This window comes from Alloalcanivorax mobilis, assembly GCF_002864685.1.
Lineage (GTDB): Bacteria > Pseudomonadota > Gammaproteobacteria > Pseudomonadales > Alcanivoracaceae > Alloalcanivorax > Alloalcanivorax mobilis.
In genome coordinates, this window is the sequence record NZ_NMQZ01000009.1 from 31,925 (window position 1) to 52,679 (window position 20,755).

The following is a 20,755-nucleotide window of genomic DNA, read 5'->3' on the forward strand; positions in this document are numbered from 1 at the left end:
ATGAGTGAACAAGTCCGCAAGATCCTGGTCACCAGTGCCCTGCCCTACGCCAATGGGCCCATCCACCTGGGCCACCTGCTGGAATACATCCAGACCGACATCTGGGTGCGGTTCCAGAAGTTGCGTGGCGAACAGTGCCTGTACGTGTGCGCCGACGACGCCCACGGCACCGCCATCATGCTCAAGGCGGAGGAAAACGGCGTCACCCCGGAGCAGCAGATCGCCACGGTGAAGGCCGACCACGAGCGGGATTTCGCCGACTTCCAGATCCGCTTCGACAATTACTACAGTACCCACAGTCCGGAGAACCGGGCGTTCTCGGAGATGATCTTCCAGCGCAACAAAGACGCGGGCTACATCCTCGAGAAGGAAATCACCCAGCTGTACGATCCGGAAAAGGGCATGTTTCTGTCTGACCGGTTCGTGCGTGGCACCTGCCCGAAATGCGGCGCCACGGATCAATACGGCGACAACTGTGAGGTGTGCGGCGCCACCTATTCACCCTCGGATCTGATCGACCCCTATTCGGCGGTGAGCGGCGCCACCCCGGTGGAGAAACAGACCATCCAGCTGTTCTTCGACCTGCCCCGGTTCGAGCCGCTGCTGCGCGAATGGACCCGCTCGGGGTCGTTGCAGGAAGGCGTGGCCAACAAACTTCAGGAATGGATCGAGGATCTGCAGCCCTGGGACATCTCCCGGGAGGCGCCCTACTTCGGCTTCGAGATTCCCGGCTACCCGGGCAAGTATTTCTACGTCTGGCTGGACGCGCCGATCGGCTACATGGCCAGCTTCAAGAACCTGTGCGACCGCGAAGGCTGGGACTTCGACGAGTACTGGAAGGCGGATTCCGACGCCGAGCTCTATCACTTTATTGGCAAGGACATCATCAACTTCCACGGCCTGTTCTGGCCGGCGATGCTCGACGGCGCCGGCCTGCGCAAGCCCACCGCCATTTTCAGCCACGGTTTCGTCACCGTGAACGGCGCCAAGATGTCCAAATCCCGGGGCACCTTTATCAAGGCCCGCACCTATCTGGATCATCTCAACCCGGAATACCTGCGTTATTACTTCGCCGCCAAGCTCAACAGCCGGGTGGACGATTTCGACCTCAACCTGGAAGACTTCGCCCAGCGCGTTAACACCGACCTGGTCGGCAAGGTCGTCAACATCGCCAGCCGCACCGGCAATTTCGTCGCCAAATTCGGCGGCAACCTGGGGCCGGACCTGGACAACCCGCTGCTGGTGCGCGAAGCCCAGGAGGCGGCGGAACGCATCGCCACCTTCTACGAACAGCGCGAGTTCAGCAAGGCGATGCGCGAGATCATGACCCTGGCCGATCACGCCAATGTCTACATCGCGGAAAAGGCCCCCTGGACCCTGGCCAAGGAAGAAGGCCGCGACAAAGAAGTCCTGGCGGTGTGCGCCACCGCGCTCAACGTATTCCGCCTGCTCGTCCTGTATCTGAAGCCGGTGCTGCCGGAGCTGGCGGCGCGCGCCGAGGCGTTCCTCAACATCGCGCCGCTGACCTGGGCCGACCATCAGCAACTGTTGCTTGAGCATGACATCAATAAGTTCAGCGCCATGATGGCCCGGGTCGACATGGCCCAGATCGAGTCCATGCTGAACGACTCCAAGGACACCCACACCCGCGCCGAGCCAAAGGCCCAGGCGGCGACCAGCGACGCAGCGGCCGATGACGACAGCGCGGACACCATCACCCTGGACGATTTCCTCAAGGTCAAGCTGCGGGTCGCCCGGGTCAGCCGCGCGGCGCACGTGGACGGCGCGGACAAGCTGCTGCAATTGACCCTGGACGTGGGCGAATGGGGGGAACGCAATGTGTTCGCCGGCATCAAAGCCAAATACCGACCCGAGGAACTGGAGGGCCGGCTGGTGGTGCTGGTCGCCAACCTGGCGCCGCGCAAGATGAAATTCGGCCTCTCCGAGGGCATGGTGCTGGCCGCCGGCCCCGGCGGCGAGGACATCTTCCTGCTTGCCCCGGACAGCGGCGCCCAGCCCGGCATGGAAGTACGCTGATCCTCCGGCCGCGCCTTCGCGCGGCCGGGGCCCTTCCCGCAGGCAAAAGGATTAACCGTGGCCGACTCCGCGCTTCGCAGTAACCCGCCGGTGCTGGCCGGCCCGATACTGAGGCGGCTGGAGCCGCAACGGCTGGTGCTGTGGCTGGTCGCCAGCCGGCGCCTGGCGTTGACCCTGAAGCTGTTCGAAAACGGCGCCGACGGCCCCAGCCGCCAATGGTCGGCGCGACAACTGCCCTGCCGCGTGGTGCCGCTGGGCCGCCAGGCGTTTCTGCATCTGATTGATCTGCATCTTGAAGCGCCGCTCGCCGAGGCGGCCTTGATCGGCTACGACCTGTGCCTGCCGGACGGCACCGGCATCGCCGACTGGGCCAGCCACCTGCTCTACGCCGGCGAGCGCCACCCCACCTTCGTGGTCCACAGCGAGCGCCGGCAGTTGTTGTACGGCTCCTGCCGCAAGCCCCACCACCCCAGCCGTGATGGCCTGACCCGCGCCGACGCCCTGATTGCCGAGCGCCCCACCGACCCGAAAGCGCGCCCCGCCCTGCTGCTGTTGACCGGCGATCAGATCTACGCGGACGATGTGTCCGCGCCGATGCTGTGCGCCGTTCAAGCGCTGATCAAACAGCTCGGCCTGCCCGGCGAGCCCCTGGAAGGGGCAGTGGTGCGCCACAGTGACGAGCTGTACCGCCATCCCGACAACCACCATCGGCAACGGCTGCTGCCGGCGCTCAAGGTCAACCGGGCGCTGCGCGAGCGTTTCTTCGGCGGCGTCAAAAAGCCAATTTTCACCACCGACAGCGCCCGCCGTCACCTGGTGACGTTCAGTGAAGTGCTGGCCATGTATCTGCTGGTCTGGTCGCCATTACCCTGGCGGCTGATCGACCCCGCCCCGATGGTCGGGGCAGACGACGACCAGCGCATCGATGCGCAAAATCAGCAGCGTATTATCGACGGCTTTGTCGCCGACTTGCCCGCCGCCGCGCGGGTGCTCGCCCATTTGCCCACGGTGATGATGTTCGACGACCACGACGTCACCGACGACTGGAACCTGACCGCCGCCTGGGAAGCCACCGCTTACGGCCACCCGTTCTCGCGCCGCATCATTGGCAATGCACTGATCGGCTACCTGCTCTGCCAGGGCTGGGGCAATCAGCCGGAGGCCTTCGAAGAACCCTTGGACGACCTCGTCACGCTGCTTGAAGAAGGCGCCGATGGCGACTTGCAAGCAGCCCCGCACGATGCCTTGATCGACCGCCTGCTGACCTTTGAACGGTGGCACTTCAGCCTGCCCGGCAGCCCCAAGATCGTGGTGCTCAACACCCGCACCCGACGCTGGCGCAGCGAACGCAGCCCCACACGCCCCTCCGGTCTGATGGATTGGGAAGCGCTCACCGAGCTGCAACAGGAGTTACTCAATCAACCCGCCGCGGTGATTGTTTCCCCCGCGCCGATTTTTGGCGTCAAATTGATAGAAACCGTGCAGAAGCTGTTTTCCCTGGCCGGCAAACCCCTCACCGTGGACGCGGAAAACTGGATGGCTCACCGCGGCGCCGCGCGAGTGATCCTGAATATTTTTCGCCATTCGCGCACCCCCGCGAATTACGTAGTGCTCTCCGGCGACGTCCACTATTCCTTCGTGTACCGGGTGCGCATTCGTCAGCGCCAGCACGGCCCGCGCATCTGGCAGCTTACCGACAGCGGCCTGAAAAACCGCTTTCCCGATCGCCTGCTGAGCTGGTTCGACCGGCTCAACCGCTGGCTGTACGCGCCCTGGTCGCCGCTCAACGGCTTCACCAAGCGGCGCCGTCTCGCCGTCACCCCCTACCTGCCGGAGCCCCGCGACGCCGGCGAACGGCTGTGGAACGGCGCCGGCATAGGCCTGGTGACCCTGGACGCGAAAGGTCGCCCGGAACGCATCGAACACCTCAACAGCGACGGCACCACGGTGTGCTTTAAGCCCCGCGACGCGGATTAGCGGATCAGTTTTCAGTTTTCAGTTTTCAGTTTTCAGCAGGGTGACACCGACCCAGCAACGGAGCCGCTGTAGGAGCCATCCTTGATCGCGAACCGGCGCAGCCGGACGGCGTTCCAGTCCCCGCCAGGCTTATTTCCCTGCCGCAACCCGGCGGCGCGATGACCCGGCGCGGTGACGCTGCTCCGTGTGCGGGGCAAGGGCTGTGCCTGGAGGGACCGCTCAAGCCATCCTTGGTCGCTGTTAGTTTGGCCATCCCTGGCCAAACAGCTCCCTCCAGGCACAGCCCTTGCCCCGCGCTCCCAATCAAGTAGCCCAATCACGATCCCCAAAAAGCCGCTTACCCTAAATCGCGATGCACCAAAAGATGAATAAAAAAAGCCGCGGCAAAACCGCGGCTTTCTGGGCAGCGTAACCGGAGCGGTTAGCGCTGTTGTTGCTGCTGCTGTTGCATCTGTTGCTGCATTTTGCGCATCTGCTCCTGCTGCTCCTTGGCCTTCTGCTCAAGGGTGGCGCGCTGCTCGCTGGTCAGGGTTTTCTGAATGCGCGCTTGCAGAAGCGCGGATTCGGCGGTGACTTCGCCGGTGACTTCGCCAAGGCGCTCGGCGTTGTCGCGAATCGCATCCTCGTCGAAATCCGGTTTGATCTGCTCGCCAAGCTGCTGCTGGGCGTCTTGGGCTTCCATGCGCAGTTTCATGACCTTGGCTTCGGAATCCTGCATCATGCCGCGAATGTCTTTTTTCTGGCTGTCGCTCAAATTAACCAGTTGGTCGAGCTGGTCTACCTGATCGCCTCCCTGGGGGCCCGGTTGCTGGGCCAGGGCCGTGGCATTGAGGCCGACGGCCAGCAGGGCGATGCTCATGAGCTTTACGATTTTCATAGGGTTTTCCTCTATCCGTGTCTTCAATGGCAGTCCATGGTCGACCACCCTACCGGAACATAGGCTGCGTATCTTATCGATGGTTCCACCCGGAGCGGGCCCGCGCGCCAGGTGACCAGGCCATGATCGCCGCCAGCTCAAGGCACATGCGGCCTGCGGCGGGGGCCACCGGAAACGAAAATTTTGCTAAAATCGCCGCCGGGAGCGTCAAACCGACGCCCCGGCAGAGAACCATGGCGCCACAAACGCCCCGGAAACGCCGATGACCGACTATCTTCTGATCCTGATCAGTGCCGTTCTGGTCAACAATTTCGTGCTGGTCCAGTTTCTGGGCCTGTGCCCGTTCATGGGCGTTTCCAACCGCATGGAAACCGCCATCGGCATGTCCCTGGCCACCACGTTCGTGCTGACGCTTTCTTCGCTGCTCTCCTATTTAATGTGGGCCTGGCTGTTGGTGCCCCTGCACTTGGAGTACCTGCGCACGCTGAGTTTTATTCTGGTGATCGCGGTGGCGGTGCAATTCACCGAAATGTTCGTGAAGCGCTCGAGCCCGCTGTTATACCGTGTGCTGGGGGTGTTCCTGCCGTTGATCACGTCCAATTGCGCGGTGCTCGGCGTGGCGTTGCTGAACGTGCGGCAGCAAGACGCCACGTTCATGAGTTCGCTGACCTACGGCCTGGGCGCGGCGCTGGGCTTTTCCCTGGTGCTGGTGTTGTTCGCCGCCCTGCGTGAACGCATCGCCGTGGCCGACGTACCCGAGGCGTTTCGTGGCCCCGGCATCGGCCTGATCACCGCCGGCCTGATGTCGTTGGCTTTCATGGGCTTTTCCGGATTGATCAAACCATGACGGCGGTGTTGATCGCGGTGCTGGTATTGCTGGCTCTGGCGGCGCTGTTTGGCGCCTTGCTCGGCTATGCCTCGGATAAATTCCGCGTCGAAGGCGACCCGGTGGTGGAGCGCATCGACGCCCTGTTGCCGCAGACCCAGTGCGGCCAGTGCGGCCACCCGGGTTGCCGCCCCTATGCCGAGGCGGTCGCCGCCGGCGAGATACACAACCGTTGCCCGCCCGGCGGCCAGAGCACCGCGGACGCCCTCGCCGAATTGCTCGGCAGAGAGCCCCTGGCTCTGGATGACGACGGCAGCGCCGACGCCGGCGAAAAGAAAGTGGCGTTCATTCGCGAGGCGGAGTGCATCGGCTGCACCAAGTGCATTCAGGCCTGCCCGGTGGACGCCATCGTCGGCGCCGCGCGCCTGATGCACACGGTGATCGAGGACGAGTGCACCGGCTGCGATCTGTGCGTGGAGCCCTGCCCGGTGGACTGCATCGATATGCTGCCACTCGGCGAGCGCAGCCCGGCGGGCCAGCCTGACGGTATCGGCCACAGCCCGGCCCAACGGCTGGCGGTGACCAACCTGTGATCCGCCATCTGTGGACCCGGGCACGACGCTCCGAATCGGAATACGATTTCCCCGGCGGCGTTCATCCGCCCGCGCATAAGGCGCGTTCCAACGCCGCACCGATCCGCGTCGGGCCGCCGCCCGACCGTCTGGTACTGCCACTCAACATGCACCTCGGCGCGCCGGCCCGGCCACGGGTGACGGTGGGTGAGCGGGTCCTCAAAGGCCAGCGCATCGCCGACGCCCAGGGCACCGTCAGCACCTCGGTCCACGCCAGCACCTCCGGTACCGTGGTCGCCATCGGGCCCCACCCGGTGCCCGGCACCGCCGCTGGGGACGCTCTCTGTATCGTCATCGACAGCGATGGCGAAGACCGCTGGGGTCCCCTGGAGCCGTGGCCGGATTATCGCCGCGCCGCGCCCACCGAGCTGGTGCAACGGCTGCGCCAGGCGGGCATTGCCGGGCTCGGCGGCGCCGGCTTCCCCAGCGCCGCGAAAACACGCCTGGGCGAAGGCCAGCGCGTGCACACGCTGATCATTAACGCGGCGGAGTGCGAGCCCTACATCACCGCCGATGATCGCCTGATGCGCGAGCGCGCCGGGCAGATCGCCATCGGCATCGACATTCTGCAACATCTGCTTAACCCTTCTCGCACCTTGATTGGCATCGAAGACGACAAGCCCGAGGCGATCGATGCGCTGCGGGCGGCGATGTCCGAGCGCGATTGCGAGCTGCGGGTGGTGCCCACCCGTTATCCTTCCGGCGGCGAGAAACAACTGATTCAGTTGCTCACCGGCCTGGAGATCGCCAGCGGCACCTTGCCCTCCCAGGCCGGCGTGGTGTGCCAGAACGTGGCCACCGCCTACGCCATCAAGCGGGCGGTGATCGACGGCGAGCCGCTGATTTCGCGGATCACCACGGTCACCGGCGACGCCGTCGCCCGGCCCGGCAACTATGAAGTCTTGCTCGGCACCCCAGTGGAGCAGCTGTTGCAGCACGCCGGCCTGGACCGCCACCGTCTGGTACGTCTGCTGATGGGCGGCCCGATGATGGGCTTTACCCTCAGCGACACCAGCGTGCCGGTGGTGAAAATCAGCAACTGCCTGATCGCCGCGGACGCCCGCGAGCTGCCCGAGCCGCCCCCCGAGCAGGCTTGCATACGCTGTGGCGACTGCGCCACCGTGTGCCCGGCCAGCCTGTTGCCTCAGCAGCTTTACTGGCACGCCCGCTGCGATCAGTTCGAACGTGCCCGTCAAAACGATCTGATCGATTGCATCGAATGCGGCGCGTGCGCCTACGTCTGCCCCAGCCACATTCCGCTGGTGCACTATTACCGTTACGCCAAGCAGGCGCTGCGCGCCCACGATGACGAGCAGATCAAAGCCGACCGGGCGCGGCTGCGCTTCGAGGCGCGCCAAGCCCGCCTGGAACGGGAGCAGGCGGAGAAAGAGCAACGGCGCCGGGCCCGCCTGGAGGCCAACCGGGACCGTGCCGCCGCCACCAGCGCCGCGCCAGATCACCACGGCGGCAACCAGAAAAAACAACTGGGCCGCGCGATCACCGCCTATAAGGCCGCGCAACGCGCCGCCGCCACCGCCGAAGCCCAGGGCGCGGCCAACGCCGTGGAATTGCGTCAGCGCGCCTCGGACCTCAAGCAGCAGGCCGATCGCCTGCAAGGCCGTGCCCCACAGGCTGACACGGCGCCATCGGGAGTGGTGGCGGCGGCGCCCAAGGCAACGCCCACCGCCACCGCCAGCGATCAACGCGAACGACGCCTGAAAGCGCTGAAAAGCGCCTATGGTCGTGCCCACAAACAATACAAACAGGCGCACGCCGCGCTGCAGCGCGCTCAGCGCGCCCAGGCGGAACACCCGCAGAGCAACGATCACAATGATGTGGCCGGCATGGAACAGCGCGTGGCGCAACTGAAAGCGCGCGCCGACCAGGAGCGTGCCGCCCTGGACACGCTGATGGAACAGGCCAAGAGCGACCTCCAACAGCGCGCGGGCAAGGATTTGAAAACCCTCAAGGTGGAAGCGGCACGGGCGGAAGTCGCGCTGCGCCGGCACGCCGAACGTCTGCGTGCCGGCCGCGACAGTGCCGACACCGACACCCTGCGCCGCTGGGACGCCGAACTGAAGCAACTGGAACGCGAGGCGCACCGCAGCCGCGAGGCACTAACGCAAGCGGTGCGGGCCCAGGGCCTGGTGGAGGATTAATGGCCAGGAAACCTCTGATTAACGCCCCCGCCCCCCACACCGCCGGCGCCCTTGGCACCGCCGCTGTGATGCGCCAGGTGCTCTATACCACCCTGCCCGGGCTCGCGACCCTGGTATGGTTGTTCGGCGCCGGGCCGTTGCTCAACGTGCTGTGGGCGGCGCTGGTGGCACTGGCCGCCGAGGCCCTGATGTTGCGCCTGCGCGGCCGTCCGTTGGCGTTGCACCTGAGCGATGGCAGCGCTCTGGTCACCGGGGTGCTGCTGGGGCTGTCGCTGCCGCCCGGCTCACCCTGGTGGTTGATTCTGATCGGCAGCGGTTTCGCCATCATGGTCGCCAAGCAGCTCTACGGCGGGCTCGGCATGAATCCGTTCAACCCGGCCATGGTCGGCTACGTGGTGCTGCTGGTGTCCTTCCCGCTGGCGATGACCCGCTGGGCCGAGCCGGGCCAGCCTTTCTCGTTGTCGCACAGCCTGTCACTGTTCCTTGATCTGCCCGGCGCCGACGGTTTCAGCGGCGCCACTCCGTTGGATACCTTCCGCACCTGGGTGGGCAACGCTCCGCTGCTGGCCGAGCAGCCCATTCTTCATGGCCATGTCGCCGGCGCCGGTTGGGAGTGGGTGAACCTGGCCTTCCTGGCCGGTGGCCTCTACCTGCTGGCGCGGCGCGTGATCGGCTGGCGCATTCCGGTGGGTGTTCTGCTGGGCCTGGCGGCGCCGGCCGTCGTCGCCAACCTGGTCGACCCCTTGCGCTTCGCCGGCCCCCTGTTCCACTTGTTTTCCGGCGCCACCATGCTGGGCGCGTTTTTCATCGCCACCGATCCGGTCAGCGCCTCCACCACCCCCCGGGGCAGGCTGATCTATGCGCTGCTGATCGGCGTCCTGGTGTGGGTGATCCGCAGCTTCGGCGGCTACCCGGACGCGCTGGCGTTCGCCGTCTTGCTGCTCAACCTGGCGGTGCCGTTTATCGATTACTACACCCGACCCACCGCCTACGGCCACCGGAGCAAGCGCCAGTGATCAGCGGCGCGGTGGTACGTAACGCCGTTATTCTGGGGCTGTTCGCGCTCGGCGCCAGCGGCCTGCTGGCGCTCACCCACCAGGCCACGCAAGAGCAGGTAACCTGCAACCGGCAGGCGGCGCTGAGCACCGCCCTGGCCCAAGTGATGCCGGCGCAACGCCACGACAACCGGCTGCGCGAGGATGCCATCCGCGTCAGCGACCCGCGCTTGGGGCCGGGTGAGAAAACGCTGTATCGGGCCCGGCTCAACGGCGAAGCCCGCGGCGTGGTGGTGGAAGCCACCGCGCCGGATGGCTACGGCGGCGCCATCGACCTGCTGATTGGCGTGGCCCGCGATGGCCGGGTGCTGGGCGTGCGCGTGGTGCCGCCCCACCACGAAACCCCCGGGCTCGGCGACGCCATCGAACGGCGCAAGTCGGATTGGATTGAAAGTTTCCAGGGACATTCACTTCGGCGACCGGACACCGACGGCTGGGCAGTGCACAAGGACGGCGGCGTGTTCGATGCGTTCAGCGGTGCCACTATCACGCCCCGAGCGGTGATCAAAGCGGTGCATCGCGCCCTGCTCTATTTACGCGATCAGGACGGCACTCTGTTCACCCGTCCCGCGCAAGTGGCACTCGACAGCGCCTGCGACTAAGGCAGGGGGGGGCAGTTTTCAGTTTTCAGTTTTCAGTTTTCAGATGGGGCGCGGGCACGGCCTTGGCGCCATCACGGCCTCGCCCGTGTTGTAGCCTGAAGCTTGTAACCTGAAGCTTGTAGCCTGAAGCTTGTAGCCTAAAACTTGTAACCTGAAGCTTGAGAGGTTTTATTCCTCCGGCGGCAGGGAGCCCTCCGCAAACAAGGCATCGGAGAAACCAAAACAGGACAGATCGCGAATGCGCATGGGATAGAGAATCCCATCCAGGTGGTCGCATTCATGCTGAACCACACGGGCATGAAAACCGCTAACGCGACGTTCAATCACCGCGCCAAAGGGATCGAAACCGCGATACAGCAGATCCCGGTAGCGCGGCACCAGCCCGCGCATACCTGGCACCGACAGGCAACCTTCCCAATCTTCCTCGAGCACCTCGCCAACCGGTGTCAGCTCGGGGTTGATCAGAATCGTCTCTGGCACCGCCTCGGCGTCCGGATATCGGTCGCTGTGCTGGAAGCCGAAAATCACCAGGCGCAGTTCGACTCCGATCTGGGGCGCGGCCAGGCCGACCCCACCGACCGCGCGCATGGTGTCGACCATGTCCTCGATCAAGCGGTGCAACGGCGGTGTGTCAAACGCCGGCACCGGCGCCGCCGGCCGCAGCAATAGAGGATCGCCCATGCGCAAAATCGGACGAATCATGGCAACTCCAAAGTAAAGCGGTCCGCGTCCTGCCAAGCCGGGAAGGCCTCCCGGTAGTCGGCCAGCGCCGCCTGGTTCAGGGTCACGTGCATCACCTGGTCGCGGTCGCCGGCGTCGGCCAGCACCTCGCCGTTGAAATCCAGTGCGCGGGAGTCGCCGCTGTAGGGGTGGCCATTGCCATCCTCGCCAATGCGATTCACCGCCGCCACGTAACACTGGTTCTCTATCGCCCGCGCCGCCAGAAGGCGGTTCCAGTGCAGCCGGCGCGGCGCCGGCCAGTTGGCCACGTAAAGCAGAAGGTCGGTATTGCGCGCATCACGGCTCCACACCGGAAAGCGCAGGTCGTAACAGATCAACGGACGGACTCGCCAGCCGTTCAGCGTTACCGTCAACGCGCGCTCACCGGCCTGGTAACGCTGGTGCTCGCCGGCCATGCGGAACAGGTGCCGCTTGTCGTAATGCGCGTGCTGATCGCCGCCCACCCAGAACAGACGGTTTCGGTAACCGCCGCCGTCGGTGCGCACCATTACGCTGCCGGTGATCACCGTCTGCAAGCGCGCCGCCTGAGTCCGCAACCAGGCCAGCGTCGGCCCGTCGGCCGGCTCCGCCACGCCGGCGGGCGTCATCGAAAAGCCGGTGGTGAACATTTCCGGCAACACAATCAAATGCGCGCCCTGGCATTGTTCAAGACGCTGCTCCAGATGAGCCAGATTGGCGTCACGCTGTTCCCAGTACAACGAAGTCTGGACCAGCGCCAGCTTCAGATCGGAGCAGCGGTTCATATCTCACACAGCCTTTGTGCCGCTTCGCCAAGCAGGTCTTCCTGCTTGGCGAAGCAGAAACGCAGAAGTCGTGACGTGGCCGGCGGCCGCTGGTAGAACACCGACACCGGGATCGCCGCGACGCCCTTTTCCCGCGCCAGCCATTCCGCCATGGCCACGTCGTCCAAATCATCGCGGAGGGCGGAATAGTCCGCCAGTTGAAAATAGGTGCCCGGGGTGCGGCTGAACGTAAAGCGCGAACCGGCCAGCAGATCGCAAAAATGATCGCGCTTGGCCTGGTAGAAAGCCGGCAGCTCATGCACATGCTCCGGGTGGGCGGCCATGAATTCCGCCAACGCGCACTGTATCGGCATGACCCCACAAAAATTAACGTACTGGTGGACCTTGCGCAGCTCCGCGCTGAGCGCCGGCGGCGCCACCACATAGCCGGTTTTCCAACCGGTCACGTGGTAGGTCTTGCCAAACGAACTGACCACGAAGGCCCGCTGGTAAAGCTCTTCGTGGCTCAACACGCTGGCGTGCCGGTGGCCGTCGAAGACCAGATGCTCATAAACCTCGTCGGCGAGCAGGTAGATATCGCGCTCGCGAATCAGCGCCGCCAGCTGGTCCAGATCGGCGGCGGGGATCACCGCACCGCTGGGGTTGTGCGGCGAATTGATGATGATCAGCCGAGTGCGTTCGGTGATCGCCTCGCCAAGACGCTGCCAGTCAATCGCGAAGTCCGGCAGCGTCAGCGGCACGTGCACGCAGCGCCCACCCGCCAGCAGCACCGAGGGTTCGTAGCTGTCGTAGCAGGGGTCCAGCACCACCACCTCGTCACCGGCGCCCACCACCGTCTGGACCGCGCAGAAGATGGCTTCGGTGGCGCCCGGAGTAATGGTGATCTCGGTGTCCGCGTCGAGGGTACGCTGGTAAAGCCCGGCGACCTTGATCGCCACCTGTTCGCGCAGGGCCGGCAGGCCGGCCATCGGCGCATACTGGTTGCGGCCGGCCATGACGTGCCGCCCCACCGCTTCGCGCAACGCGCGGGGGCCGTCAAAACCGGGAAAGCCCTGGGACAAATTGATCGCGCCGCTGTGTTCCGCGAGTTGCGTCATGCGTGTAAAAATAGTCACGCCGACGTTGGGGAGTTTACTGGTCAACATATCCCGTCCCGTAGCAGGGAGTGTGAAAAAGTATCGGGGCCCCGGTTAACAAGGGGTCGGGGAAACCCGGCGTTGAGTGTACCATTGCGCCCAGCCCCGGCGCGCCACCGACCGGCGCCTATGCCTGCACTGTCCGAACCTCGCGGAGCACCGATGGCCCAACCCGATTACAAAAGCATTGCCTTGGATGGCCTGTGGCGCAACAACCCGGCCACCGTGCAGGTGCTTGGCCTGTGCCCGTTACTGGCGGTCAGCGGCACCGTGGTCAATGCGTTGGGGCTGGGCCTGGCCACCCTGGTGGTGCTGGTGGCCTCCAATGGCGCGGTCTCGCTGCTGCGCCATCGGATCACCGACACCGTGCGGCTGCCGGCCTTCGTGATGATCATCGCCGCCCTGGTCAGTGCCATCGAAATGCTGATGCAGGCGTTCACCTTCGAGCTGTATCAGATTCTCGGCATTTTCATTCCGCTGATCGTCACCAATTGCACCGTGCTTGGCCGCGCCGACGGTTTCGCCAGCCGCCAGCCGCTGCTGCCCAGCCTGCTCGACGGCCTGATGATGGGCTGCGGTTTCCTGCTGGTGCTGGTGCTGCTCGGCGGGCTGCGCGAATGGCTTGGCCAAGGCACCCTGTTCGCCAATATGGAGCTGCTGTTTGGCCCCACCGCCGCCGGCTGGCGCCTGCAACTGATCGACGACTATCAGGGTTTTCTGCTGGCCGTGTTGCCCCCCGGCGCGTTCCTCGGCCTGGGCTTTCTGATCGCCGCCAAGAACATCACCGACGCGCGCCTGAGTGGCCGGCGCCAGCAGGCTCCGGATACATCCCCACGGCCCAGCCGGCGGGTGCGCACCACCGGCAAGATCGGCTAGGGCCTGTTCACACTGCTTGCATCCCGCCTGCTGGATGTCATTTTGGCCTCCGGCTAGGCGGAGGGAGCGCCGTTTGCTCATTCCAAATAGGGGACCGACAACAACGCTGGAGGCCAAACAAAAGAGCGCCAGCCCTTCGGGTTGCGGTTTTTTTTGGGGTGGGGTTGGTCTCTCCATCGGGGGTCGGGCAACCGGGGCGGGCTGGCCAGGACACGCAAAAAGACGCCTCCGTGCGGGCTCGAGTCCGGCCGTCCATGGCCGGACACGGTCCTGGCCAGCCCGACCCGGTTGCCCGCCTTGGGTAGCAGGACCCGCCCGGGGTGTCGCCGTGGGCTTGCTGAAGTCGGGTCCGTCCAGGACGGCGAGCAACGTCTCCAGTGGCACCGAATCGAGGGCAAGGTGGGCCCGCCCGGGACCGTGTTTGGCCATGGACGGCCGAACCCGAGCGCACAGGGACGTGCTCGTAGCGTGTCCCGGGCGGGCCCACCTTGACCTCGATTCACCCTCAGCACACCGCCACCGCCCAGCGAGCCCGATAAATCAGCACACTTTCCCGCTAATTCGCGATGGACCCTTTCGTTCTCAGCGCGATCCCGTCCCTCTATTCAAATCCTTGCCTTATGCCCCCGCCTTTTAGTTGAGCGAGTTCAAATACTATTTCGTTTTAACAGGGTTATACAAAATTCACCGGTATTTGCCGCCGGGAAAGCGTTCAATAGAGGCATACCGTCGTACTGGCAGGCAACACTGCCAATAAGAATCCGGGAACAGGATGAGGAGACCATCATGAATACAATGGGAACCGTGGCATTGACCGTGGTGGGCGTCGTGGCCGTGGCGGGTATCGGTTACGGTGCTTATAACGCCTTTGACAGCGCCGACCAATACGCCGAGGTGGTGAAGGTGGAACCAGCGATGAAAACCTGGCAGGAGCCCACCGAGAAATGCCAGGACGTCACCGTGCAGCGTCAGAAACCAGTAAAAGACCAGCATCAGATCGCCGGTTCGGTGATTGGCGCGGTGGTCGGTGGTGTGATCGGCCACCAGTTCGGCGGCGGCAGCGGTAAAGACGCCGCCACCGTGGCGGGCGCCGCCGCCGGTGGTTACGCCGGCAACAAGACCCAGGAAAAAATGCAGGCGGGCAACACCTACACCACCACCGAGCAACGCTGTTCAACGGTGAATGAAACGCGCAGCGAGCAGGACGGCTATAAGGTCACCTACCGCCTGGCGGGGCAGACCCACACCGTGAAAATGGACGATGACCCCGGCGACAAACTGCCGGTGGTCGAGGGCAAGGTGGTCACTGACTGACCGCCCCGCGCTGATGACGCCGCCCGGAGGGCGGCCAGGGCGCCGGTGAATCACGCATGATAAAGCGCCTTCTCGAGGCAGCCCGCTATGGCGCCGAAGGCGTGCCTTGATCAGGCCGGAAAGCCAGAATCATCAGGGAATAATTCAGCGCTGCCCCAGGGTCCGGTATACTGCCGGGCCCTGTTTTATTTTCGCACCGGAGTGTCATGAACCGGGAAAAGCGTACCGAGATATTCCGCCGTTTGCGCGAGCAACGCCCGGAGCCCACCACCGAGCTGAATTACCAGACGCCGTTTGAACTGCTGGTGGCGGTGGTGCTTTCCGCCCAGGCCACCGACGTCGGCGTGAACAAAGCCACCGCCCGCCTGTTTCCAGTCGCCAACACGCCCCAGGCGATCCTCTCACTGGGTGTCGACGGGCTGAAACAGCACATCAAAACCATCGGCCTGTTCAATGCCAAAGCCGACAACGTGATTAAACTCTGCCGCCAACTGATCGAGCACCATGAGGGTGAAGTGCCCCGTTCGCGGGCGGCGCTTGAGGCGCTGCCCGGTGTCGGCCGCAAAACCGCCAACGTGGTGCTGAACACCGCCTTCGGTGAGCCCACCATCGCCGTCGACACCCACATTTTCCGCGTCTCCAACCGCACCCGGATCGCACCGGGCAAAAACGTGCAGGAAGTGGAGAACCGGCTGATGCGCGTGATCCCCGAAGAGTTCAAGCGGGATTGCCACCACTGGCTGATCCTGCACGGGCGCTACACCTGCATAGCCCGCAAACCAAAATGCGGCGAGTGCATCATCGCGGATCTTTGCGAGTTTCCTGTGAGTCAGAGGCCTGGGTAGGTTTGGGGAGTCGAAGTTGAAAGTTAAACGTTGAAAGGGGCACCGTGCCATCGGCGGGGCTGTGGCGTTTGCTGGCTGATCTGGTGCGGACATAGCCTGCACGCCGACATGGCTGCCGGCCGCGCTTTCGACTTTTCACTTTCAACTTTCTCCTCGATCAAAAAGCCCGGCCGCACGGGGAGGGGGTAACGGCCGGATAAAAGCACAACACAGCAGCGCATCATCAGTGATCTATAAGGTGACCTGATCGCGGAAGCGGGCCAGAGTCTTTTCGCCGATGCCCTTGATCGCCAGGAGCTGGTCCACCGCCTTGAATGGCCCCTGCTGTTCGCGCCAGTCGACGATGGCCCGGGCTGTTTTCGGGCCGATGCCTTTTAATCCCTGTAGCTGCTCGGCACTGGCGCTGTTGATGTTGATGGTGGCGGCGACGGGCGCGCCCTCGCTGACGGCGGTGGCGCTGGCCGGCGTATCGCCGGTCGCGGCCTGGGCGGCGGGAAAGGCGCCGAGCAGGGCCAGACACAGCAGAAGGGTATAATGTTTCATGGTCTTATCTCCTTGTGGTTGGTTAAGGAGACTCAGACTAAGCGGTTGATGCCACCTTGGCTGTCAGCCGGATCAGGCAATCGTTGCGCTCTGATCAGGACAAAGTTTGTAGGATTTCGTCCACTGCTTCCGTGGGATTTTGTGCCTGGGTGATGGGCCGTCCGATTACCATATAGTCCACGCCCAGCTCCCGCGCCGCGGCCGGGGTTACCACCCGCCGCTGGTCGTCGCCGGCGCGGCCGGCGGGCCGGATGCCCGGCGTCACCAGCAAGAAATCATCACCACAATGCTCACGCAGCAATGTTGCTTCGTGGGCCGAGCAGACCACGCCGTCCAGACCGCTGTCGCGGGTCAGCGTGGCGAGCCTTGCCACCTGCTCACTGGGTTCGCACGCAAGACCGACCTCGGCCAGGTCGCTGCCGTCCTGGCTGGTCAACACCGTCACCGCGGTCAGCAAGGGAGGGGTTGCGAAGCCCGCCAGCGCTTCCCGAGCGGCGGTCATCATTCGCGAGCCGCCACTGGCGTGCACGTTCACCATCCACACGCCCAGTTCCGCGGCGGCCCGCACGGCGCCCGCCACGGTGTTGGGAATGTCGTGAAACTTGAGATCCAGAAACACCTGGAAGCCCCTGTTCTGCAGCGCTTCCACCACCGCCGGGCCGGCGCGCGTAAACAGTTCCTTGCCCACTTTTACCCGCACCCGCGACGGGTCCAGCCGGGCGGCCATCGCCAGGGCGTGGTCGGCGTTAGCGTAATCCAGGGCAACAATGATCGGGCTGTTCACGGTCACGGCTTCGAGTCTCCTTCCGGGCGAGGTTTGATCGTGCCCCAACGCCGGCAACTGGGACAGCGCCATTGCAGCAGCGGGGTCTGGAAGCCGCAGCGGCGGCACTGGTAGATCGTCTTGTCACTGGAAAGGCGCTCGGTGAGCGTCTTAAGCACGCCCAGATGCTCGCGGGCTTCGCCCTCGGCGGAGCCCTGCAGATTCATGTCGATAATACGGTGCAGGCCGCGTACCGAGGGGTTGGCCTTCATGTAATCGGTGATGAACTCCGCCGCTTCCCGGTCGCCGTAGCGCTCGCGCAATTGCTCGGCCAGCAGCAGTACCCGGGCGGTGCTCGGCGTCTCGGCGCTGTAATCGGCGAGCATTTTGATGAAGGTCTCTTCCTGCTCCAGGTGCTGGTAGCACTGGCGCAACTCATCCAGCACTTCGTCGAAAAAGTCCTGGTCCTGTTTCCAGATGCGGCGGAAGGCACTGATCGCGGCGTCCCACTCCTGCTCGCGCATTTCCAGGCGCCCCTGCAGCACGCTGGCGCGCACACAGTCTTTATCGAAGCCCAGCGCCCGGCGCAGCATGCGGCGCGCCGGGCTGAGCTCGTTGCGCGAGGCCTGGGTGTCCGCCTCTTCGCAGCAATAGTGGGCCAACAACGGACCGATCTTGGCGTCACCCTTGACCAGTTGCTCGCCCATGGAAATGGCGCTCGGCCAGTCCCGTTCCTGCTCGTAAAGGTTCATCAGTTTGCGCAGCACCTGTTCGCGCTGTTCGCAATCCTGATCGAGCATTTCCAGCAGCACTTCCTCGGCGCGGTCGAACAAGCCGCCGGCAAGGTAATCGTCGGCCAGTTCGAGTTGAATGCGCTCCTGTACGGAGCGCTCCAGCTCACCTTGCTCAAGCAAATGGGAGTGAATCAGAGTGGCGCGGTCGAACTCGCCGCGCTTGCGGAACAGGCGCGCCAGGCTGAGGTGGGTTTCCAGGGTCTGGGCGTTCACCTCAAGGCTGTTGAGCAGCGTCTCGACGGCTTTGTCGGGCTCTTCGTTGAGCAGAAAGTTGAGGCCGGCGACGTATTCCTGGGAGAGCGATGCCATGCGCCTGCGCTGGCGCCGCTTGCCTTCGCGGCGGCCAAGAAAGAACCCGGTGGCAATGGCGAAAAAGAACAGCGGAATCAGCCAAAGCGGTTCGCTCATGAACGGCTTCCGAACAGGCCGCGCAGCCCTTTCAGGCCCAGGCCAGTGACCAGGCCCACCAGCAGACCCAGCGCCAGCAACACCATCACCAGAGCCCCCAGGGACACCTGCCATTGCCAATCCGCGACCAGCATATCCACGGTCACCAGAGCGGTGTTGGCGGTGACGAACACGAAGGCCACGCCAAACACCAGCAGCAGTGCCAGCACCAGACAAACACGGTAGAGATTTCGCATCAGAACATCCTAGAAGCTGTCAGCCTTGCCCGGAGCATTCGGTTCTCAGCCGTTGGCGGCGTCGAAGCGGCTGTCGTTACGGCCATTGCCATTGCGGGTGTCGCCGGAGGTTTCTTCCTCAAGGGATTGGTTGACCCGCTCTCGCAGTTCCTTGCCGGATTTGAAGTGGGGAACGTACTTGCCGTCCAGCTTGACGCTGGCACCGGTCTTGGGATTGCGACCCACGCGAGGGGCGCGGAAATGAAGGGAGAAGCTGCCAAAACCGCGTATTTCGATGCGGCCACCCTCGGCGAGGGTGTCGGCCATGTAATCGATCAGACTTTTTACAGCGAGCTCCACATCCCTGGGAGACAACTGCTGGTTTTTCCTGACAATGCGGGCAATCAGTTTTGACTTGGTTAACGCTGACGCCATTGCACCTTACTCCCCTGGGCCCTCGGCCCAGCGGGGCCGGCGTAATGCCGGCCCCCGGGGAGGAGCCATTATGACTCGTTGCTGTTTTCCATCTGCTGCTTGATCAGATCACCAATGGTTTTCGGTGCATTGGCGTCCTGACCAGAGGACAGATTGTCCATCGCCTCACGATCCTGTACCTGATCCTTGGCGCGCACGGACAGCGTGATAACGCGGTTTTTGCGATCAATGTTAGTGATGCGGGCTTCCACCTCATCGCCAACCTTGAGCACTTCGGAGGCATCGTTGACACGGTCGCGGCTGATCTCGCTGGCACGCAGGCTTGCTTCTACGTTCTCGGCCAGATCAATGGTGGCGCCTTTGGCGTCCACTTCACGCACGGTACCCTTAACGATGGTTCCTTTCTCATTGGCAGCAACATACTGAGCAAACGGATCGTCTGTCAACTGCTTGATTCCAAGGGAAATTCTTTCCCGGTCGGCATCAATGGACAGGACCACGGTTTCCAGCTCGTCACCCTTGTTGAAGTTGCGCACGGCATCTTCGCCCTGCTCTTCCCAGGAGATGTCGGACAGGTGCACCAGACCGTCGATGCCACCTTCCAGACCAATGAAGATACCGAAGTCGGTGATCGACTTGATCTTGCCGCTGATGCGGTCGCCTTTCTGGTATTTCTCGGCGAAGGCTTCCCACGGGTTGGACATGCACTGCTTGATACCCAGGGAGATACGACGACGATCTTCGTCGATATCCAGGATCATCACCTCTACTTCGTCGCCGATCTCGACCACTTTGGAGGGGTGGATGTTTTTGTTGGTCCAGTCCATTTCGGAGACGTGAACCAGGCCTTCCACACCCTCTTCGATTTCGGCGAAGCAGCCGTAATCGGTGAGGTTGGTGACCCGTGCCTTGACCTTGGCGCCTTCCGGGTATTTCTGCACGATGTCGTGCCACGGATCTTCGCCCAGCTGCTTGAGGCCCAGGGAGACACGCATTTTCTCGCGGTCGAACTTGAGAACCTTGACTTCGATTTCCTGGCCCACTTCGACGATTTCGCTGGGATGCTTGATGCGTTTCCAGGCCATGTCGGTAATGTGCAGCAGACCGTCGATGCCACCCAGGTCCACGAACGCGCCGTAGTCGGTCAGGTTCTTGACGATACCCTTGACGACCATGCCTTCCTGCAGGGTTTCCAGCAGGGCTTCGCGCTCGGCGGAGTGTTCGGCTTCCATGACTGCGCGGCGGGAAACCACCACGTTATTGCGCTTGGGATCGAGCTTGATGACCTTGAAATCCAGGTCTTTTCCTTCCAGGTGGGTCACGTCACGAACCGGACGGATGTCCACCAGGGAACCGGGAAGGAAGGCGCGGATCGGGCCGATATCGACGGTGAAGCCACCCTTCACCTTGCCGGAAATCTGACCTTTGACGATCTCGTCCTTGTCGAAAGCCACTTCCAATTCGCCCCACACTTCGGCGCGCTTGGCTTTTTCACGGGACAGGCGGGTGAAGCCCATGCCATCGTCGATGGCATCAACGGCTACTTCCACCTCGTCGCCTTCGGCGATTTCCAGCTCACCGGTTTCGCTCAGAAACTCATCGCGGGAGATGATGCCTTCGGATTTCAGGCCGGCGTTAACGGTAACCCAATCGCTGTCGATGGCGACCACGGTGCCTTTGATAATGGAACCACGGGCAACGTCAAGGTCCTTGAGGCTTTCTTCAAAAAGTTCGGCAAAAGATTCAGTCATGGAGTCTCTCACGGGCACACATGCCA

General features: G+C 63.7%; 20 protein-coding genes. 10 read left to right on the forward strand and 10 right to left on the reverse strand.

The genetic code is table 11. From position 1 onward, the window contains the following. Together metG and CGS25_RS07100 are read left to right on the forward strand one after the other, a co-directional pair. Nucleotides 1–2,037 (forward strand): methionine--tRNA ligase, encoded by a 2,037-nt coding sequence (metG, locus tag CGS25_RS07095; protein WP_089032531.1) that lies wholly within the window; start codon nt 1–3, stop codon nt 2,035–2,037. 57 nt (nt 2,038–2,094) lie between these two features. Then, nucleotides 2,095–4,014: a hypothetical protein gene (locus tag CGS25_RS07100; protein WP_101675042.1), complete on the forward strand. Its 1,920-nt coding sequence runs from the start codon at nt 2,095–2,097 to the stop codon at nt 4,012–4,014. Nucleotides 4,015–4,435: 421 nt separating this feature from the next. Here the strand turns inward: CGS25_RS07100 and CGS25_RS07105 are convergent, their stop codons facing one another. Continuing rightward, a complete protein-coding gene (locus tag CGS25_RS07105) occupies nt 4,436–4,891 on the reverse strand; it encodes a Spy/CpxP family protein refolding chaperone (protein ID WP_089032533.1) in 456 nt (151 codons plus the stop codon). A gap of 262 nt (nt 4,892–5,153) precedes the next feature. Between CGS25_RS07105 and rsxA the strand changes: the two genes are divergently transcribed. The 5 genes from rsxA to rsxG are packed head-to-tail and all read left to right on the forward strand — an operon-like array spanning nt 5,154 to nt 10,165. Continuing rightward, on the forward strand, nt 5,154–5,738 hold the full coding sequence (gene rsxA / locus CGS25_RS07110; RefSeq protein ID WP_089032534.1) for an electron transport complex subunit RsxA: 585 nt from the start codon (nt 5,154–5,156) through the stop codon (nt 5,736–5,738). Continuing rightward, nucleotides 5,735–6,310: an electron transport complex subunit RsxB gene (gene rsxB / locus CGS25_RS07115; RefSeq protein WP_089032535.1), complete on the forward strand. Its 576-nt coding sequence runs from the start codon at nt 5,735–5,737 to the stop codon at nt 6,308–6,310. The genes rsxA and rsxB overlap by 4 nt, the downstream gene beginning before the upstream one ends. Further along, nucleotides 6,307–8,508: an electron transport complex subunit RsxC gene (gene rsxC / locus CGS25_RS07120; protein ID WP_232802304.1), complete on the forward strand. Its 2,202-nt coding sequence runs from the start codon at nt 6,307–6,309 to the stop codon at nt 8,506–8,508. The genes rsxB and rsxC overlap by 4 nt, the downstream gene beginning before the upstream one ends. Next, on the forward strand, nt 8,508–9,524 hold the full coding sequence (rsxD, locus tag CGS25_RS07125) for an electron transport complex subunit RsxD (RefSeq protein WP_101675043.1): 1,017 nt from the start codon (nt 8,508–8,510) through the stop codon (nt 9,522–9,524). Before rsxC ends, rsxD begins: the two co-directional genes overlap by 1 nt. Then, on the forward strand, nt 9,521–10,165 hold the full coding sequence (gene rsxG, locus CGS25_RS07130) for an electron transport complex subunit RsxG (protein ID WP_101675044.1): 645 nt from the start codon (nt 9,521–9,523) through the stop codon (nt 10,163–10,165). The genes rsxD and rsxG overlap by 4 nt, the downstream gene beginning before the upstream one ends. Before the next feature lie 168 nt (nt 10,166–10,333). Here the strand turns inward: rsxG and def are convergent, their stop codons facing one another. From def to CGS25_RS07145, 3 genes are read right to left on the reverse strand one after another with little or no spacing between them, the layout of a single operon-like run. After that, nucleotides 10,334–10,867 carry a peptide deformylase gene (def, locus tag CGS25_RS07135; RefSeq protein WP_101675045.1) on the reverse strand — a complete coding sequence of 178 codons (534 nt, stop codon included), beginning with the start codon at nt 10,865–10,867 and terminating at the stop codon, nt 10,334–10,336. Continuing rightward, nucleotides 10,864–11,649, reverse strand: coding sequence for an amidohydrolase (locus CGS25_RS07140; protein ID WP_101675046.1), 786 nt, complete (start codon nt 11,647–11,649; stop codon nt 10,864–10,866). The genes def and CGS25_RS07140 overlap by 4 nt, the downstream gene beginning before the upstream one ends. After that, nucleotides 11,646–12,794 carry a pyridoxal phosphate-dependent aminotransferase gene (locus CGS25_RS07145; RefSeq protein ID WP_089032540.1) on the reverse strand — a complete coding sequence of 383 codons (1,149 nt, stop codon included), beginning with the start codon at nt 12,792–12,794 and terminating at the stop codon, nt 11,646–11,648. Before CGS25_RS07145 ends, CGS25_RS07140 begins: the two co-directional genes overlap by 4 nt. 153 nt (nt 12,795–12,947) lie before the next feature. Here CGS25_RS07145 and CGS25_RS07150 point away from each other — a divergent pair, with 153 nt between their 5' ends. The 3 genes from CGS25_RS07150 to nth all read left to right on the forward strand — a co-directional run bounded on the left by CGS25_RS07150 (nt 12,948) and on the right by nth (nt 15,820). Then, complete coding sequence (locus tag CGS25_RS07150; RefSeq protein ID WP_101675047.1) at nt 12,948–13,661, forward strand: electron transport complex subunit E; 714 nt, start codon at nt 12,948–12,950, stop codon at nt 13,659–13,661. A gap of 786 nt (nt 13,662–14,447) precedes the next feature. Beyond that, a complete protein-coding gene (locus CGS25_RS07155; protein ID WP_089032542.1) occupies nt 14,448–14,975 on the forward strand; it encodes a glycine zipper 2TM domain-containing protein in 528 nt (175 codons plus the stop codon). A 206-nt stretch (nt 14,976–15,181) separates the two neighbouring features. Continuing rightward, nucleotides 15,182–15,820 (forward strand): endonuclease III, encoded by a 639-nt coding sequence (gene nth, locus CGS25_RS07160; protein WP_089032543.1) that lies wholly within the window; start codon nt 15,182–15,184, stop codon nt 15,818–15,820. Nucleotides 15,821–16,051: 231 nt separating this feature from the next. Here nth and CGS25_RS07165 read toward each other — a convergent pair whose 3' ends face one another. The 6 genes from CGS25_RS07165 to rpsA form a co-directional block, all read right to left on the reverse strand. Further along, complete coding sequence (locus tag CGS25_RS07165) at nt 16,052–16,363, reverse strand: ComEA family DNA-binding protein (RefSeq protein WP_089032544.1); 312 nt, start codon at nt 16,361–16,363, stop codon at nt 16,052–16,054. Between the two features lie 94 nt (nt 16,364–16,457). After that, nucleotides 16,458–17,153 (reverse strand): orotidine-5'-phosphate decarboxylase, encoded by a 696-nt coding sequence (gene pyrF / locus CGS25_RS07170; RefSeq protein ID WP_089032545.1) that lies wholly within the window; start codon nt 17,151–17,153, stop codon nt 16,458–16,460. Further along, entirely contained in the window at nt 17,150–18,328 is a 1,179-nt protein-coding gene (gene lapB, locus CGS25_RS07175; protein ID WP_101675048.1) for a lipopolysaccharide assembly protein LapB, read from the reverse strand. Before lapB ends, pyrF begins: the two co-directional genes overlap by 4 nt. Beyond that, the gene (locus CGS25_RS07180) at nt 18,325–18,564 is read right to left on the reverse strand and encodes a DUF1049 domain-containing protein (protein WP_089032547.1); all 240 of its coding nucleotides are present in this window, start codon (nt 18,562–18,564) and stop codon (nt 18,325–18,327) included. Before CGS25_RS07180 ends, lapB begins: the two co-directional genes overlap by 4 nt. 45 nt (nt 18,565–18,609) lie before the next feature. Further along, nucleotides 18,610–18,978 carry an integration host factor subunit beta gene (ihfB, locus tag CGS25_RS07185; protein WP_089032548.1) on the reverse strand — a complete coding sequence of 123 codons (369 nt, stop codon included), beginning with the start codon at nt 18,976–18,978 and terminating at the stop codon, nt 18,610–18,612. A gap of 68 nt (nt 18,979–19,046) precedes the next feature. After that, nucleotides 19,047–20,729, reverse strand: a complete 1,683-nt coding sequence (gene rpsA / locus CGS25_RS07190) for a 30S ribosomal protein S1 (protein ID WP_089032549.1) — start codon at nt 20,727–20,729, stop codon at nt 19,047–19,049. Between the last annotated feature and the right edge of the window lie 26 nt (nt 20,730–20,755).

Coding starts and splice junctions, on each gene's coding strand:
- CGS25_RS07150 (WP_101675047.1), top strand. CDS start 12,948: ATGGCCCAACCCGATTACAAAAGCATTGCCTTGGATGGCCTGTGGCGC.
- CGS25_RS07180 (WP_089032547.1), bottom strand. CDS start 18,564: ATGCGAAATCTCTACCGTGTTTGTCTGGTGCTGGCACTGCTGCTGGTG.
- CGS25_RS07145 (WP_089032540.1), bottom strand. CDS start 12,794: ATGTTGACCAGTAAACTCCCCAACGTCGGCGTGACTATTTTTACACGC.
- CGS25_RS07165 (WP_089032544.1), bottom strand. CDS start 16,363: ATGAAACATTATACCCTTCTGCTGTGTCTGGCCCTGCTCGGCGCCTTT.
- rpsA (WP_089032549.1), bottom strand. CDS start 20,729: ATGACTGAATCTTTTGCCGAACTTTTTGAAGAAAGCCTCAAGGACCTT.
- rsxD (WP_101675043.1), top strand. CDS start 8,508: ATGGCCAGGAAACCTCTGATTAACGCCCCCGCCCCCCACACCGCCGGC.
- lapB (WP_101675048.1), bottom strand. CDS start 18,328: ATGAGCGAACCGCTTTGGCTGATTCCGCTGTTCTTTTTCGCCATTGCC.
- metG (WP_089032531.1), top strand. CDS start 1: ATGAGTGAACAAGTCCGCAAGATCCTGGTCACCAGTGCCCTGCCCTAC.
- CGS25_RS07140 (WP_101675046.1), bottom strand. CDS start 11,649: ATGAACCGCTGCTCCGATCTGAAGCTGGCGCTGGTCCAGACTTCGTTG.
- rsxA (WP_089032534.1), top strand. CDS start 5,154: ATGACCGACTATCTTCTGATCCTGATCAGTGCCGTTCTGGTCAACAAT.
- CGS25_RS07105 (WP_089032533.1), bottom strand. CDS start 4,891: ATGAAAATCGTAAAGCTCATGAGCATCGCCCTGCTGGCCGTCGGCCTC.
- ihfB (WP_089032548.1), bottom strand. CDS start 18,978: ATGGCGTCAGCGTTAACCAAGTCAAAACTGATTGCCCGCATTGTCAGG.
- nth (WP_089032543.1), top strand. CDS start 15,182: ATGAACCGGGAAAAGCGTACCGAGATATTCCGCCGTTTGCGCGAGCAA.
- rsxB (WP_089032535.1), top strand. CDS start 5,735: ATGACGGCGGTGTTGATCGCGGTGCTGGTATTGCTGGCTCTGGCGGCG.
- def (WP_101675045.1), bottom strand. CDS start 10,867: ATGATTCGTCCGATTTTGCGCATGGGCGATCCTCTATTGCTGCGGCCG.
- CGS25_RS07155 (WP_089032542.1), top strand. CDS start 14,448: ATGAATACAATGGGAACCGTGGCATTGACCGTGGTGGGCGTCGTGGCC.